This window comes from Pseudomonas sp., assembly GCF_030147005.1.
Classification (GTDB): domain Bacteria; phylum Pseudomonadota; class Gammaproteobacteria; order Pseudomonadales; family Pseudomonadaceae; genus Aquipseudomonas.
This window is the reverse complement of sequence record NZ_JASLAW010000015.1, coordinates 1-15,126: the sequence shown is the minus strand read 5'-3', so window position 1 is coordinate 15,126 and position 15,126 is coordinate 1. Positions and strand designations below refer to the sequence as shown.

The following is a 15,126-nucleotide window of genomic DNA, read 5'->3' as shown; positions in this document are numbered from 1 at the left end:
AAGACTTGCCGCCGTTGGAAGCGGTGATCCTTTCCCACAATCACTACGACCACCTCGACCGCACGGCTGTCATCCAATTGGCCGAGAAGACGCGGTGCTTTCTTGCGCCTTTAGGGGTAGGCGACACGCTGGTCAAATGGGGCGTGGACGCCGGTAAAGTGCGGCAACTGGACTGGTGGCAGGGCACCGAGGTCGATGGCATCCGTTTTGTTGCAACGCCTGCGCAGCACTTTTCCGGGCGTGGCCTGTTTGACGGCAACCAGACCCTGTGGTGTTCCTGGGTGATGATCGATGACGCGCGGCGGATCTTTTTCAGTGGCGACACCGGTTATTTCGACGGTTTCAAACGGATCGGCGAGCAATACGGCCCGTTCGACCTGACCCTGATGGAAACCGGTGCCTACAACGTCGACTGGCCTCATGTGCATATGCAGCCGGAGCAGACATTGCAGGCGCATATCGACCTCAAGGGCCGTTGGCTGCTACCGATTCACAACGGCACGTTCGACCTGGCGTTTCACGCCTGGCACGAGCCGTTCGACCGCATCATGGCGCTGGCCTGGGAGCGCAATGTGTCGATCACCACGCCAGCGATGGGGCAGGCGTTCAGGCTCAACCAGCCCGAACGAGGGCATGCGTGGTGGTTGGACGTAGAGACTCATGAGGCAAAGGAACACGTAGCAGGTTAAGTAAATCGCCTGTGGAAAAGGTGTTTTCAGCGTGTTTCACCTCTGCGACAAACGTCGGAAAGGAGTGCGATGATCCCGCGCAAAGTTAATTTCGGGGATACGTTGTAATGAGCGAAGACTGCAAGAAACTATGGCGATCGGGCATACCCTGCTTCTCAGGGCCGCCGCACGCCTCGCCAGGGGATTTGGTCGATCCTGGCGCTTCAACCGCCACCCGGGCGCGAACCGATAACGCCAGCCAGGGTGCTATCGTCTTCGGTGCCGGACGCGCCGAAGGGGCGGTGCTCATACCCGGCTATAACGCCCTGATCCCTACGATAAAACCCACGCGAGATCCCGCTTTATCACTGATTGCCGTCAGTGGTATCGACCCCACCGAACCTGTGATGGTTGAAGTGCCTCTGGTGCATAACAACAGCGCTTTCAGTGCCGCCCCTGTGCTGGCTGGGTGGCGCATCGGCTACGTCAGCCGCTACGTACACGATGGTCATAGTGAACCCACGGACCAGAGCGCAACCCTGCACCGAGTTTTCGCCACGCTGCGCCAGGCAGGGGTGCGGTTAGTGGCCGTGGGCGCTCAACGTACGCACGACCCACTTGAATCCGGCAAGGCCATCGATGAATTGGTGGCCAGCCATCGTTTGGATGCCTTGGTGTCAGGCGATCAAAGTGCGGCGTTTCATGCCGCTTGCAAACATGGCTACCCCAACGCCTGTCAGGCACTGGAAGACGGCACCACGCTCTGGTTCTACGGTGCCCGCTGGGCGGCTGATCGCGTGAGCGTTCTGCTGCGAACTCACCGCCAGCTCATATCGCCCGGCGGGCTTACAACGGGTGCGGAATAATCATACCGGGCAGTCGGATTAGCTTGCATGGAGGTGCCGCAACAGCCTCTTAGACTCGTGTTGAGTTATCGGCCGATAGCTCTCATTCAGTCAGTTACAGGGGTTTTTGATGATCGGATCAGTTTTAGCAGGTGGGTGGACGACAGGCCTGATACAAGCGCTCTCAAATCAGCCGCAGGGCTTCAAGGGTGCCTGTCAAATGTCCGGCGAGATGGCCAGTGGCGGCGGGGTCACTTCAGAGTCGCTGGTGAAGGACGCGTTCAGACAAATTGCCAACATCGATCGCGGGCTGCAGGGCGGCAACGCGTTCATAGAAACCAATCCGGATGCGCTCAACGAAGCCAGGGAACGAGATCTGGAACGTAGAAAAGGCCATGTGCGCGGGTATTTGCATGGCGTTCCCATCGCGCTCAAGGATGTATTCGAAACCAAGAACCGTATGCAGACAAGCGCTGGCTCCAAGGCGCTGGTGGGGAAGGCCGCCACTAAGAATGCTGCGGTCGTGGACAAACTGCTGAAGGCAGGGGTGGTGGTGGTCGGTAAAACCAACATGAGCGAACTGTCCAACTTCCGCTCTGAATTACCGGTGGATGGCTGGAGCTCACGAGGTGGCCAGACGCTCAACCCGCATCGTCTGGGAGGCACGGTAGCAGGCTCGAGTTCAGGTTCTGCGGTGGCGGTTGCCCAGGGGCATGTGCCGTTGGCATTGGGTGTGGAAACCAGCGGATCGATCATTACCCCTGCGGCCTACAACGGCGTTTTTGGCTTGAAAACCTCCGTGGGCCTGGTGAGTAACGAGGGCGTGATGACCAGTTCACGCATGGACACGATCGGCACATTCACGCGCAATGTCTGCGATGCGGCAGAAGCGCTCAATGCAATGACCGAGACCAGTGTCTACACCGAGGGGCTGCGGTCCGACGCCTTGAAAGGTAAGCGAATCGGCTACACGCCTGTGCCTGAATTGTCCGTGGAGGATGCCAAAGACCCCGCGAAGCGGGCGGACAGGAAGCATTACACCGATGCGCTTGAAGTGTTGAGGTCTCAAGGCGCGCTCCTGGTACCCGTGGGCACACTGGAGGATGGCGTCGCTGAAGAAACCTACTCCGATTACAACGAAGCGTTGTTCTCAGACGTCAAGCATCAGCTCGAAGAGTACCTTGCCGGGCGCGAAGGCTTGCCTGTCAAATCGCTTACGGAGCTGATTGCTTTCAACAAGCGTCACCAGCAGCCTGGTGAGCCAGACCAGCACCTGCTGGAGCTTATCAATGGCCTGGAGACGACTCAGCAACAGCGCGACAAGCTGTGGGAGGCCATCATCCCGGTTTTCCAGAAAACCATCGATGACCCGATGAAAGAGCACAAGCTCGACGCCATGGTGTCGAATTTCCTCTCCAACAACTATTTCTTCAGCGCTGCGGCAGGTTACCCAGGCATGTCCGTTCCGTCTGGCATGGACGATGAGGGCATGCCAACGGCCCTTTACGTTTACGGGGCGGCCAACAGCGAGGCCACATTGCTCTCGGCTGCCTATGTTTACGAACAAGCGACGCAGGCGATTAAAGAGCCGGCATTCCTTCCGGGCACTCCCTTTACGCCAGCACCCGTCATGGCAGATGGCGCAGTACCTGTAGACAACGTTTAAACGTGATCCAACCTCTGCTCAACGGCGTAGGGCAGAGGTTGTTTCTGTACCGCAAACCCACAAATAATGTGTAGCGTTGAGCCATTGCGGCCTAGTGCCGACGCGGTTCACATTCACTGTCATGGGAGAAAGCCATGGCCTACAGAATTCATATCCTGGGCGCTGCCGGCGTCGGTACGACCACCTTGGGCAGGGCGTTGGCCGAACGCCTGGATGTGGCCTTCTTCGACTCGGACTTCTATTACTGGCAGCAAACCCCGGAGCCGTTCTCAGTGGCCCGACCCAAGGAAGAGCGCATCCGCCTGCTGCAAGAACACACCGCCCGCCATGAAAGCTGGGTGCTGTCCGGCTCACTGTGCGGATGGGGGGACGCCATGATCCCGCTGTTCACCCATGTGGTCTTCCTGCGCCTGGACCCTGACGTCCGGCTGCACCGCCTGCGCCTGCGAGAAGCGCAACGCTACGGCGACCGGATACTTGAAGGCGGCAGCCGCCATGTAAACAGTGCCGCATTTCTTGCCTGGGCCGCGCGTTACGACGACGGCAACCACAGCCTGCGTAGTTTGCGTCGGCATGAAAGCTGGTTGAAACCCTTGAGCTGCCCGCTGATCAGGCTGGACGCTACGCACCATTCGGTTGAGGCGTTGATGCATCAATTGATGCAGCAGGTGAGCCCAGCAAACGAGAAATGATGCCCGGTGTCGCGGGTTCGGCCGATACGGTGTCGAACCGGCGTTTGCTCATCCCCCATCCCGGTGCAAACCCCGGGAAAAACACCAGCCCTTGCGCTTCCAGGCAGAACGCCAGGGCCAGCCGAGTTTCATCAGCCACGTCGCCGTGGCTCTCCAATTGTTGGATGGCTTGCACCGCCACGCCGGCCTGGCGGGCCAGTTCTTCGCGGCTCCAGCCCAACATGACGCGGGCCTGGGCGCAGTGTTTGGCAGTGAATTGATGAAGGACGATCTGCTGTTCTACGAAAGAGCTCATTGCCAGAGAGGACATGGGATTTCTCCAGGTTCGACAGGGGAGGCACAACTATACTGTGTTTTTATACAGTTGTTTCTACCACTCATCAATTCATGACAATCGCCGGCGTTTCAGCTCGTTTTTACTCCAGCCCTGGCGCCTCCCGAATGATCAGGTGATCCAGGTTTTCGATATTGGCGCTGAAGACCCCGAACGTCTGCTCGGGGTTTTTCTTGCTCGGCACGTGCTTGAGTTCCGGCGTCACGCCATAGAAAAAGCAATACAACGGCCGTTCGCTGCCTGCCGCTGCCTTGATTTGCTCCAGGAATGCCGTGCGCTTGCGGTAGTTCTCAAGAAGTTTTTTGCTCAGGTAGACGTTCACGGAGTAGGGCTTTTTGTCGAGCCATACCTTCTTTTCGAAGTCGATGCGAAAGCTGCTGGTGTAGTCCTTGATGGCCTTGATCCTGCCCCAGTAAATCAGGCCCTTGTTGTCTTGCAGGTATTCGATTTTCTTGAAAAACGCCCAGTACGTCGCGGTGTGCCCGCCGATTTTCAACGGCATTGATTTGAGCTTGTCCTTGTCATCGATATTCGACACGTAGCATTCCACCGGGTGGGCGAACACGCTGGTTTTGTCTGGGGTGGCGTCGTCGCTGCCGTGGGATGTGGAGGTGTGATTCGCAGTAACTTTCGTTTGTTCTCGCAGGGCAACGTTCTCGCTGCCTGCCGGAGGGCTCTTACGTTCGTATTGCCGCCGCGTGAGCACAAACTCCGACGGGAAATTATCCTCGCGCTCGTCGTCACTTTCACTGCTCGCACTCTTGTGCGTGCTGGCGTAGCGGCAACCCTCGATATGCTGGGGTGCTGGCCTTGTTCTTGAAATGCGGGGTGCGTTGATAGTTGACGTTTTTCGCGTTGAAAGTGCTCAGGGTGTTGCCCCCATCGAACGCCGCACGGCAGGCATCGTTAGGGCAGAGAAAGCGGTCTCTGTCCGAATCGAAATCGGTGGTTTCGTCGAAATTCAGGTCTCGTACGTCATAGATAGACAGCTTGTCATCGAGACTCAGGCTGTAGGCCGTATCGAATTTCATGGGGCTCGGGTCCGTGAGGTGTATAGCTGGATATTACGCAAAAACCAGGGGTGACAAAGATCAAATATGGAAGCGGCTTGCCCGCTCCCCCACTAGTTTTTTGGTCGTGGTGAGGGCAGGTTGCCAACCATACGCCGCCCACTTATGAAACACAGGCTCCCCCCGACGGCCGTCAGAGCCGCCAGGGCATAAAACATGCTGGCCGGCGCCGCGTTGATCAGCAGGTAACCGCATATCACCGGGCTCATCGCCCCGCCAAACGCCGCCAGGTTTTGCGCGCCGTAGTAACTGCCCCGCAAAGTGTCGGGGGCGATGGTGTCGATAAACAGGAACTCCGCAGGGTAGATGATCATCTCGCCCAAGGTGAACACGAACATCGCCAGGCACCAGCTGACCAGACTGTCCGCCAGGCTGAACCCCATCAACCCCAAAATGAACAGCAAGGTGCCCAGCACGATCCAGTGGCGTAACTGCTCGCGTTTGAGAAAACGGCCAATCTGGTACTGCAACAAAATCACGGTGATGGCGTTGCAGGCCAGTACCGCAGATAAAATCTTCAGCGCTGCCGCAGGCTTGTAGGCCACCAGCAAAAACTGCGACAGATACAGGGTGTAGCGCCCGTGGACAATGGTGCTCAACAAACTGCCGCTGGTGAACAGGATCAGCGTGCGGTCGCTGCGCAAGGTCCGCAGGGTGCTGAAAAAACTTTGCGGTTTATGACAGGCGTCCCGTGCGGTCGGCGCAATGCCGATCATCAGGAACAGGCTGCCAAAGGCAATGGCGCTGGCGATCAGGAATGGCGCCCAGGGCAGTTGGCCGGCGATCACCACGCCAAGCATGGGGCCGGTGGCGTAGCCGACATTGGTCAGGGTGTAGCGCAGGGAGAATACTTTGGCACGCTCGCCCACCGGCAGGTTTTCACTGATGATCGCTTTGGAACCGATCAAGAACAGCGCCGACGCGGCTTCGGTAATCACCAGGGTCAAGGTGGTGAGGTAAAGGTTGCTGGCGAACGTCAGCAACAGAAAACCGATGGCGCTGGAGAGCATGGCCAGGATCAGCAGCTTGCGCTTTTCCAGGCGGTCGATGATGTAGCCGCCGTACAAGCCGAGCAACGTGGCGATAAACACGGCAACGCCCATCAGCAGGCCGATGTCCTGCTGGTTGAGGCCCAGGCGAGTGCTCAGCCAGAGGGCCAGCAGCGGGCTGGTCATCGACCGGCTGACCACGATGGTCACCGAGCAGATCAACAGGCGGCGAATTACCAGGGAGTAGGTGGCCACGGCGCGGTGAGGGTCCTTGTTATATCTTTAAGCCAACACAATCGGAATGAGAACACAGACCCAAGGTGGGAGCCGGCCAGCCAGCTCCCACGGGGTTTTGCGGTTTTTACTGGCCGGCGTTGATGCTGATTTTTTCAACTGCGCCTTGCTCCAGATCCCACTTCTTCAGGATCTTGCCGTAGGTCCCATCATCAATCATGCCCTGCAACGCCTCGCTGATCGCGGTGACCAACTCCGTGTTGCTTTTCTCGATCCCCAGCCCCGTGAACTGCTTGGAAATCGCCAACCCGACCGGCTTGTACTTGCCCTTGTCCAGCGACATCAAATAAGGAATCGTCTCGCTGCCCTGCATCGCCGCATCGAGGCGGTTCTGCTGCAACTGCGCCCGCGCATCGGCCGAGCCTTCGGTGCCGATCACCACGATCGCCGGCTTACCGGCCGCCTCGCAGTGTTCCTTGCTCCACGCGGCGATTTCCGACGGCCAGGTGGTACGACGGCTGGTGCCGACTTTTTTACCGCACAGGTCAGTCAATTCCTTGAGCTCTTCACGCTTGGCCAGGGTGTACAACTGCGGGCCGCTGGTGAAGTAGTCGACGAAGGTCACCGACTTCTGACGCTCAGCGGTGTCGCTCATGCCCGACAGCACAATGTCGACGCGCTTGGTGGTCAGGCCGCTGAGCATCTGCTCGAAGCCGGTTTCCTGCCACTTGATCTTCACACCCAGGCGCTCGGCCAATGCGTTGCCCAAGTCATAGTCAAACCCGGTGAGCTTGTTGGTGGCCGGGTCCTTGAAGTCCATCGGCGGGTAGTTCGGCACGATGGCCGCGCTGATCTCGCCCTTGTCCTTGATGGCTTGCGGCAAGGCGGCGAACACACAGCTGGAAGCCATCAGGCCGGCGAGCAAGGAGGGGATAAACAATGTTTTCATGGGGGCGTTCTCGTTAGTTTTTTAGTTAAGTGCGAACGGCAGAAATAAAGCTTTGGGTACGCGGGTTTTGTGGGCTTATTAGAATTTCTTCCGGGCTGCCGGCTTCCACAATCTGGCCGGCATCCATAAACACCATACGGTTGGACACTTCGCGGGCGAAGCCCAGTTCATGGGTGACCACGATCATGGTCATGCCGGTGGTGGCCAAATCGCGCATCACCGACAGCACTTCGCCTACCAGCTCCGGGTCGAGGGCTGACGTGGGTTCGTCAAACAACATCAGCTTGGGGCGCATCGCCAGCGCGCGCGCAATGGCCACACGCTGTTGCTGGCCGCCGGACAATTCCACCGGGTAGGCATTGCGCTTGTCCGCCAAACCCACGCGGGCCAGCAGCTCCAACGCATCTTCGATGGCTTCCTTGGGCGAGCGCTTGAGCACCTGGCAGGGGCCTTCGATGATGTTCTGCAACACGGTCATGTGCGGGAACAAATTGAAGCGTTGAAACACCATGCCGGTGGCCAGGCGCTGGCGGGCGATCTGCGATTCATTCATCTCATGCAGCTTGTTGCCGACGACGCGGTACCCCACCAGTTCGCCGTCGACCCACAGGCCGCCCTTGTCGATTTTTTCCAGTTGGTTGACGCAGCGCAGCAGGGTGCTTTTACCCGAGCCGGATGGCCCGATAATGCACATGACCTCGCCTTGCTCGACCTCGATATTGATATCGCGCAGCGCGTGATACTCGTCGTAATACTTGTTCAGGTTGACGGCCTTGACGATGCTTCTCATGGGGCAACTCTCCTCAACCCAAACTTACGAACGCTTGCCGGCGCCGCGGGCAAAACGACGCTCAAGGCGGCTTTGACCAAATGAAAGAACCGTCACCACCGCCAGGTACCAGATGCCGGCCACAATCAGCAGCTCCATCACTCGGGCGTTGGCGTAGTAGATGTTTTGTGCGTTGTGCAGCAGCTCCGAGTACTGGATCACGCTGGCCAGGCTGGTCATTTTCACCATGCTGATGAACTCGTTGCCTACGGGCGGAATGATCACCCGCATCGCCTGCGGAAGAATGATCCTACGCAGCGCCTGCAAGCTTGGCATGCCGATGGACTTGGCGGCTTCGTACTGCCCGGTGTCCACCGACAACAAGCCGGCACGCACCACTTCGGCGGTGTAGGCACCCTGGTTGATACTCAGGCCGAGCAGGGCGGCCACGAACGGCGTCATCAGGTTGACGGTGTCGATGCTGAACAGGCCCGGAATCGCGATCACCGGAAAAATCAGCGCCAGGTTGAACCACAGCAGCAACTGCAAAATCAGCGGCGTGCCGCGAAACAGCCAGGTGTAGGTGATCGCCACATAGCGCAGAATCGGGTTGGCCGACATGCGCATGATCGCTGTGATCACCCCGATCACCACGCCCAGCGCCATCGCCAGGATCGACATAATGATGGTATTGGCCAGGCCCCAAAGAATGGCCTCGGACGTGAGGAACTGCCCGATGTAGGACCATTCGATCTGACCATTGGCAAACGCACGCAACAGCGCCGCCAACGCAATCACAATCAACGTGGCAAAAAACATCCGCCCGTAATAGCGACGCGGCACATGCTCGTATTGCGTGATATCGAACTGGTTCTCGGACAACTTGCGCTCTATCTCCAAGCGCTCGGCCGGGGTTTGGTTCATGGTGATTCTCCAAAAAAACGACTACTGCAGTACTCGGTCCAACGGTCAAAACACGGTCAAATGCGGGAGCTGGCTTGCCTGCGAAAGCGCCAGCCCAGACCCTACACATCTCCCCAGGCTAAATCCTGAACCCCTGATATCCCTCAGCCCACTTGCGCTGCTCAGCCAACGCCACCTTCAACCGCCCAATCTGCTCCTTCACCCGCTCCGGCGCGGTCCCACCCCAGCCACTGCGCGCTGCAATCGCCGCTTCCAGGGTCAAGCAATCGCGCACCTCAGGCAGCAGCCGTGTATCCACTTCCGCCAACATCGCCGGCGAGGCTTCCCACAATTCAATCTCATGTTTTTCACAGGCTTGAACCAACGCGCCGGTAATCTCATGCGCCTCCTTGAACGGCACGCCCCGCGTGGCCAACCAGTCCGCCACCTCGGTCGCCAAGGTAAAGCCCATCGGCGCCTGGCGCCGTAGTTCGTCCACCTGCACCTTCATGGTCGCCACCATCCCGGCCATCGCCGGCAACACCAGCAGCAAGGTGTCCACGCTGTCCAACACACTGTGCTTGTCTTCACTCAAATCGCGGTTGTACGACAGCGGCAACGACTTGAGCGTCGACATCAACCCGGTGAGGTTGCCGATCAATCGCCCAGCCTTGCCCCGCGCCAGTTCGGCAATGTCCGGGTTCTTTTTCTGCGGCATGATCGAGCTACCGGTAGCGTAGGCATCGTCCAACACCACCCAGCGAAACTGGCGCGACGACCACAGGCAAAACTCTTCCGACAGCCGCGAAATATTCACCCCGAGCATGCCCGCCACAAACAGAAACTCCGCCACATGGTCACGGCTGGCTACGGCATCGATAGAGTTTTCGCACGGCCCGGTGTAGCCCATTTCCTTGGCCGAATGCTCCGGCTGGCGCGCAATCGCCGAACCCGCCATGGCCGCTGCACCCAGGGGCGACAACGCCGTACGCACATCCCAATCCACCAGGCGCTGCACATCGCGCAGCATCGACTGAGCGTGCGCGAGCAAATGATGGGCGAACACTATCGGTTGCGCCTGCTGCAAATGGGTAAAGCCTGGGCAAATGCTCTGCACATGCTGCTCGGCCTGCTCGACCAACGCCTGCTGCAACCCCAACACCTCGGTGGCGATGGTGCGCGCATGGTCGCGCAGGAACAGGCGCAGATCATTGGCTGTCTGGTCATTGCGCGAACGCCCGGCGCGCAACTTGCCGCCCAGGGCGCCGAGGCGCTCGGTCAATACGCGTTCGATAAAGGTGTGCACGTCTTCGTCATCCAGAGTCGGATGCAAGCGCCCGGCGGCAAAGTCATCGCCGATACGGTCCAGGGCTTCCAGCGTGCGCAGCGTCTCCGACTCATCCAGCAAGCCGGCGCGCTGCAGTTCACGGGCGTGGGCGCGGGAGCCGGCCAAGTCGTAGGGCGTGAGGCGAAAATAACGCTCAGGGCAGCGCGACAACGCCGCCAATGCGGCAGACGGGCCGGTCTTGAAGCGAGCGCCCCAAAGGCGGTCGGTGGGCTGGGACATGGGTATTCCTCACGCTTGTTTTTAGAAGAGTCGGAGGCAGTAACACAAAAAATCAGCGAGGTAGAACCGGCGTCTGGCGCGTCGTATTCAAGGTTGCCAAGGGCGGATGTTTATGTTCATTATCGCCGCCTGGCTATATTCAAGGATTGGGTTCAAGCCTGTTGAATATGGCACTTGAGGTCAACGCGCATTATGGAAACCCCACTTTCCACTTCTGGAAACCTGCCACCAAAACCCGGCACAAGGCCGCCGCTGCAACTGAGCGGGCTGGACTTCAAATTGTTGCGGGTATTTATGGCCGTGGTCGAGGCCGGCGGTTTCAGTGCCGCGCAAAACGAGCTGAATGTGGGCCTGGCGGCCATCAGCAAACAGATCTCGGACCTCGAAATTCGCATCGGCATGCGCCTGTGCACACGGGGCCGCGAAGGCTTCGGGCTGACCGAAGAAGGCAAGTTGGTGTATCAAGCGTCCATCGAGTTATTTACCTCGGTGGACAGTTTTCGCGACAAGCTTAGTTCGGCGCAAAACGAACTGATTGGCGACCTTAGTGTGGGCGTTATTGATAACACCGTGTCCGACGTTAATTCCCCGTTGATTACCGCGTTAGGCAACTTACATAGCCAATCGCCAAAAATCAGATTGCGCCTGCATGCCTCGCAATTGGACGAAGTTGAGCGCGGCGTCGTCGAAGGCCGGCTGATCGTCGGCATCGTCCCCGTGTACCAACGCCGCGAAGAATTCGACTACTTCCCCCTGTACGAAGAAAAGGCCCACGCCTACTGCGCCGTAGGGCATCCGCTATTTACCGCGAGCGACATCACCCCGGACGAGCTGCGCCAATACGAAGTGGTCAACCATCGCTACGCCATCCACCGCGACAAGCCCAACTTCGTCCACTACGACAGCCAGTCCGCGTCAGCCTCCCAGGTCGAAGCCGTCGCCATCCTGATCCTCACCGGCCGCTTCCTCGGCTTCCTGCCCGAGCATTACGCCACGCCGTTGGTAAGGGAAGGGCGCTTGCGCGCACTGTGCCCGGAGCAAGTTCACCTGAGCACTGAATTGAACCTGATCCTGCGCCACAACGCGCCAAGAAGCCCGATGGTGAAAGCCTTCGCCGCAGCCCTGGGCGTAGACCTCAAGGCCCCAATCTAAGCCTCGCTAAAGATCAAATGTGGGAGCTGTCGAGCCCCAGCGAGGCTGCGAAGGGATCGACGCTGTGTTCCAGCCGATCCCACTTATCCGCATCACCCCTGCAACCGGGCCCGTCTTTTCTTCTTCGCATGAAAATGCCGAAAATGCGCGTCCTGCGCCGCCGCCAGCAGCTCGCGATCCCCGCGCGTATCGCCCCAGGCCCTGAGCCGATACTCCCCCAGGTCCCCATACACCGCCTCAAGCCGCAGCACCTTGTTCTCACAACGGCAATTATTCCCCGTGAGCTTACCGGTCAGCACCCCGTCCACCACCTCAAGCTCAGTCCCGATCAACTTGATCCCGAGCCGATCGGCAAACGGCTGCAACACCAACGCCGGCGACGCCGAACACAGCGTCACCACCGCCCCCGAGCCCAACTCCTGCTCCACCGACAACACCCCGGCCGGGCGCATCAACCGTGCCCAATTGCGCTGGCAATACTCCTCGGCCTTCTGCTGCACCCACGTCTTCTCCACCCCGGTCATAAAGGTGCGGATCAACTGCGCCTTCAACTCATCCCGGCTGATCTGCCGCACCAAAAAGCGCAGCCCCGGCACGGCCAGCTTCACCATCCGGCCGTAAAACGCGCCAGTGCCAAAGGCAAACTTGAGGAAGGGCACGAAACTGTCGTGGTGGGTGAGGGTGCCGTCGAAGTCAAAGACGGAAAGTACTTTGGCGTCAGCGGGGCCGGCTTCGAGCATGTCTGGGTTCACGGGTTGGCCTCGGTCCTATCTAGTATTTTTTGAATGTGCATCAGGTGTGACAGCAGGAGTCTACTCCCGTGCCAATCTTCCGATTTTGGCGTAAAGCGCTTCGGTAAAGACTTCCCGGTCGCTCGACCGGTGACAACGCTGATGGCAATTGGGGCACAAGGCTACAGCATTGGTGATGCGATCCGAACCCTTCTGGGCCAGGTGCTTGACGTGGTGTACTTCAAGAAATGGCTGGCCGTCGACCTCGAAAGGCGCGTTAGAGCCGCAGCCTTCACAAATGCCGTTGGCTTGCTTGAGTACCCAGGCGCGTACTTTGGGATCGCGAACGAAGGCCGTGCTGACGGTGGATACTTTCTGCGGTTGGGCAATGCCGTCCGGTCTTTTTAGGAAAGCTTGCTGCTGCAATTTGGACGCGCGGCGGATAAGCGTCTGTTCATCGGCGGTTTGGGCAGCATCGTCGGATTCGAACACGCCTTGTGCGGCGAGGGCGTGGCGTATGCGTTGTTCTACGCCCGAACCTACATTTTTGGCTGGCTTATAGCCCTCAATGCGTTCCCGACCCATACGGACAAGTACGGTGGAAATATTTTGCATGCGGAATTCGACGGAGCCCTTCGCACGGCCTGCCACCGGGCCTTCGCGCAGAAGTCGGTTTTCCAGGGCTTTGTTGAAAGGTTGGCTGCTCTGTTCACATGCCAACATCTTTAGGTAAGCCTCAACCGCCGCTGCCAGCTCCGCGTCGCTCCAATCCGTTTTGTCTTTCGTAATGTCCATACAGCCGCCGAGGGTAGAAAACCCTCGGACGATACTGAGTAGCCATTATGGCGTCTACGAAATTTCCTACGAGCTGGTAGGAGCCGGCCGTCGCCGGCGTTAACAAAATCGCTGCTTGATACGGAAAGGTTGTACGAGCTTCCGCCACCACGGCGCCCTCCCTAACTCGTTTTGATAGGTCCTGTTTACCAACAAACACGGCATGTCTCGAAGACGTATCCAGCCCTCATCCTGCCAATGCAGCAGGTTCAACGACATCTCCGGCCAATCCAGCATGCTCAATAACGGCCGCTCCATTGATCGCGTTTGGCGTTGATCACGCAATGTCGGAACGACTTCATGGGTCAGCCAGCTACGTAATAGACGGTTTCCCGGTATGTAGTGATAGACCAGCAGCGCATAGGCGCCGGACTCACTGATCATCAACATTTCTTCCGGTTGGCCGTGGAATATTAGTTTTAAGGTTTTCTTTTGATCTTCATCGAGTTTGCGAGTCGTTCGCTCATCCAAATGCCAACCCATTAAACGCCCAAGATCGCGGGCGCAAAACCAGGGTTGGTTTTCCAGGAGAAGAGTATGTAAATGAAGACTGTGGCGAGTGAAGACGACGGCGGTTAATGGTTCAGATGCCGCTAATTTGGTCGCCGGCAAGTTGAACAGATGTTGATTGGACATTCCTTATGACCTCTACATGATTGCTGAATGGCCACATCCCAGCGTAGAGAGTTCGGTTTTAAGAAATCCCAACCGACTAAGCCTCATTACAGCATCAATTCCGCATGACTGAGGTCGAGCGGGATTTTTACTGTGTGATTGTGGCTTGCTTCTACGTTGGGCGTTTCTTAGGCACCGGCGGATGAGCCTAGGTGGCATCAATATTCGTATCAACCGGTCCTGGGATGATCCGCTTGTAGGAAGGGTCCTGTTCAATCCATTGGGCATAAAAAAGCCCTGAACAAGTCAGGGCTTTTTAGTGTTGCTTGACTCAGGAATCAATCCCAGCTCAACGCACCGCCAGTTTGATACTCGATCACACGAGTCTCGAAGAAGTTCTTCTCTTTCTTCAAGTCCATAATCTCGCTCATCCACGGGAACGGATTGGTCGTCCCTGGATACTCTTCCTTCAAACCAATCTGCGACAAACGACGATTCGCGATGAACTTGAGGTAATCCTCCATCATCGCCGCATTCATGCCGAGAACACCGCGGGGCATGGTGTCGCGCGCGTATTCAATCTCCAGCTGCGTCCCCTGCAGAATCATCTGGGTCGCTTCTTCCTTCATCTCGGCATCCCACAAGTGCGGGTTTTCGATTTTGATCTGGTTGATCACATCGATACCGAAGTTCAAGTGCATCGACTCATCGCGCAGGATGTACTGGAACTGTTCGGCCACGCCGGTCATTTTGTTGCGGCGGCCCATGGACAGGATTTGGGTGAAGCCGCAGTAGAAGAAGATGCCTTCCAATACGCAGTAGTAGGCGACCAGGTTGCGCAGCAGTTCCTTGTCGGTGTCGACGGTGCCGGTTTCGAACTTCGGATCGGAGATGGAGCGGGTGTATTTGAGGCCCCAGGCTGCCTTTTTGGCCACCGATGGAATCTCGTGGTACATGTTGAAGATCTCGCCTTCATCCATGGCCAACGATTCGATGCAGTACTGGTAGGCGTGGGTGTGGATCGCTTCTTCGAAGGCCTGGCGCAGGATGTACTGGCGGCACTCCGGGTTGGTGATCAGGCGGTATACGGCCAGCACCAGGTTGTTGG

15 protein-coding genes and 1 pseudogene are annotated in these 15,126 nt (G+C 58.1%); 5 read left to right on the top strand and 11 right to left on the bottom strand.

What is annotated here, in order from left to right; genetic code table 11:
- From Q1V60_RS00930 to Q1V60_RS00915, 4 genes are all read left to right on the top strand, one after another.
- A partial coding sequence (locus Q1V60_RS00930; protein ID WP_300626794.1) for an MBL fold metallo-hydrolase occupies positions 1–689 on the top strand: 689 nt, incomplete at its 5' end.
- Between the two features lie 107 nt (positions 690–796).
- Positions 797–1,534, top strand: a complete 738-nt coding sequence (locus tag Q1V60_RS00925; RefSeq protein WP_300626793.1) for a hypothetical protein — start codon at positions 797–799, stop codon at positions 1,532–1,534.
- A gap of 199 nt (positions 1,535–1,733) precedes the next feature.
- Positions 1,734–3,179, top strand: coding sequence for an amidase family protein (locus tag Q1V60_RS00920; protein WP_300626792.1), 1,446 nt, complete (start codon positions 1,734–1,736; stop codon positions 3,177–3,179).
- A gap of 134 nt (positions 3,180–3,313) precedes the next feature.
- The gene (locus Q1V60_RS00915; protein WP_300626791.1) at positions 3,314–3,871 is read left to right on the top strand and encodes an AAA family ATPase; all 558 of its coding nucleotides are present in this window, start codon (positions 3,314–3,316) and stop codon (positions 3,869–3,871) included.
- On the opposite strand, the gene Q1V60_RS00910 is transcribed toward Q1V60_RS00915, so the two are convergent.
- From Q1V60_RS00910 to argH, 7 genes and pseudogenes are all read right to left on the bottom strand, one after another.
- On the bottom strand, positions 3,801–4,181 hold the full coding sequence (locus tag Q1V60_RS00910) for a helix-turn-helix transcriptional regulator (protein WP_300626790.1): 381 nt from the start codon (positions 4,179–4,181) through the stop codon (positions 3,801–3,803). The two genes, Q1V60_RS00915 and Q1V60_RS00910, sit on opposite strands and share 71 nt — an antisense overlap.
- 106 nt (positions 4,182–4,287) lie before the next feature.
- A pseudogene (locus tag Q1V60_RS00905) lies at positions 4,288–5,236 on the bottom strand (hypothetical protein).
- A gap of 92 nt (positions 5,237–5,328) precedes the next feature.
- Positions 5,329–6,519 carry an MFS transporter gene (locus Q1V60_RS00900; RefSeq protein ID WP_300626789.1) on the bottom strand — a complete coding sequence of 397 codons (1,191 nt, stop codon included), beginning with the start codon at positions 6,517–6,519 and terminating at the stop codon, positions 5,329–5,331.
- A gap of 106 nt (positions 6,520–6,625) precedes the next feature.
- Positions 6,626–7,447: an ABC transporter substrate-binding protein gene (locus tag Q1V60_RS00895; protein ID WP_300626788.1), complete on the bottom strand. Its 822-nt coding sequence runs from the start codon at positions 7,445–7,447 to the stop codon at positions 6,626–6,628.
- 25 nt (positions 7,448–7,472) lie between these two features.
- A complete protein-coding gene (locus tag Q1V60_RS00890; protein ID WP_065875413.1) occupies positions 7,473–8,237 on the bottom strand; it encodes an amino acid ABC transporter ATP-binding protein in 765 nt (254 codons plus the stop codon).
- Positions 8,238–8,261: 24 nt separating this feature from the next.
- Entirely contained in the window at positions 8,262–9,140 is an 879-nt protein-coding gene (locus tag Q1V60_RS00885) for an amino acid ABC transporter permease (RefSeq protein WP_300626787.1), read from the bottom strand.
- A gap of 118 nt (positions 9,141–9,258) precedes the next feature.
- Positions 9,259–10,686, bottom strand: a complete 1,428-nt coding sequence (gene argH / locus Q1V60_RS00880) for an argininosuccinate lyase (RefSeq protein WP_300626786.1) — start codon at positions 10,684–10,686, stop codon at positions 9,259–9,261.
- Between the two features lie 192 nt (positions 10,687–10,878).
- Between argH and Q1V60_RS00875 the strand changes: the two genes are divergently transcribed.
- Positions 10,879–11,838, top strand: coding sequence for a LysR family transcriptional regulator (locus tag Q1V60_RS00875; RefSeq protein WP_300626785.1), 960 nt, complete (start codon positions 10,879–10,881; stop codon positions 11,836–11,838).
- Between the two features lie 92 nt (positions 11,839–11,930).
- Here the strand turns inward: Q1V60_RS00875 and Q1V60_RS00870 are convergent, their stop codons facing one another.
- The 4 genes from Q1V60_RS00870 to Q1V60_RS00855 form a co-directional block, all read right to left on the bottom strand.
- Positions 11,931–12,578: an HAD-IB family hydrolase gene (locus tag Q1V60_RS00870; protein WP_300626784.1), complete on the bottom strand. Its 648-nt coding sequence runs from the start codon at positions 12,576–12,578 to the stop codon at positions 11,931–11,933.
- Between the two features lie 72 nt (positions 12,579–12,650).
- Positions 12,651–13,364 (bottom strand): HNH endonuclease, encoded by a 714-nt coding sequence (locus tag Q1V60_RS00865; RefSeq protein ID WP_300626783.1) that lies wholly within the window; start codon positions 13,362–13,364, stop codon positions 12,651–12,653.
- Between the two features lie 99 nt (positions 13,365–13,463).
- Entirely contained in the window at positions 13,464–14,039 is a 576-nt protein-coding gene (locus Q1V60_RS00860) for a Bro-N domain-containing protein (protein ID WP_300626782.1), read from the bottom strand.
- Between the two features lie 317 nt (positions 14,040–14,356).
- Positions 14,357–15,126 (bottom strand): ribonucleotide-diphosphate reductase subunit beta (locus Q1V60_RS00855; RefSeq protein WP_122798530.1); only part of this gene is annotated, 770 nt, incomplete at its 5' end.

Excerpts from the sequence above, each read along its gene's own strand:
- Q1V60_RS00925 (WP_300626793.1), top strand. The coding sequence starts at position 797 with ATGAGCGAAGACTGCAAGAAACTATGGCGATCGGGCATACCCTGCTTC.
- Q1V60_RS00920 (WP_300626792.1), top strand. The coding sequence starts at position 1,734 with ATGTCCGGCGAGATGGCCAGTGGCGGCGGGGTCACTTCAGAGTCGCTG.
- Q1V60_RS00915 (WP_300626791.1), top strand. The coding sequence starts at position 3,314 with ATGGCCTACAGAATTCATATCCTGGGCGCTGCCGGCGTCGGTACGACC.
- Q1V60_RS00910 (WP_300626790.1), bottom strand. The coding sequence starts at position 4,181 with ATGTCCTCTCTGGCAATGAGCTCTTTCGTAGAACAGCAGATCGTCCTT.
- Q1V60_RS00895 (WP_300626788.1), bottom strand. The coding sequence starts at position 7,447 with ATGAAAACATTGTTTATCCCCTCCTTGCTCGCCGGCCTGATGGCTTCC.
- Q1V60_RS00890 (WP_065875413.1), bottom strand. The coding sequence starts at position 8,237 with ATGAGAAGCATCGTCAAGGCCGTCAACCTGAACAAGTATTACGACGAG.
- Q1V60_RS00885 (WP_300626787.1), bottom strand. The coding sequence starts at position 9,140 with ATGAACCAAACCCCGGCCGAGCGCTTGGAGATAGAGCGCAAGTTGTCC.
- argH (WP_300626786.1), bottom strand. The coding sequence starts at position 10,686 with ATGTCCCAGCCCACCGACCGCCTTTGGGGCGCTCGCTTCAAGACCGGC.
- Q1V60_RS00875 (WP_300626785.1), top strand. The coding sequence starts at position 10,879 with ATGGAAACCCCACTTTCCACTTCTGGAAACCTGCCACCAAAACCCGGC.
- Q1V60_RS00870 (WP_300626784.1), bottom strand. The coding sequence starts at position 12,578 with ATGCTCGAAGCCGGCCCCGCTGACGCCAAAGTACTTTCCGTCTTTGAC.
- Q1V60_RS00865 (WP_300626783.1), bottom strand. The coding sequence starts at position 13,364 with ATGGACATTACGAAAGACAAAACGGATTGGAGCGACGCGGAGCTGGCA.
- Q1V60_RS00860 (WP_300626782.1), bottom strand. The coding sequence starts at position 14,039 with ATGTCCAATCAACATCTGTTCAACTTGCCGGCGACCAAATTAGCGGCA.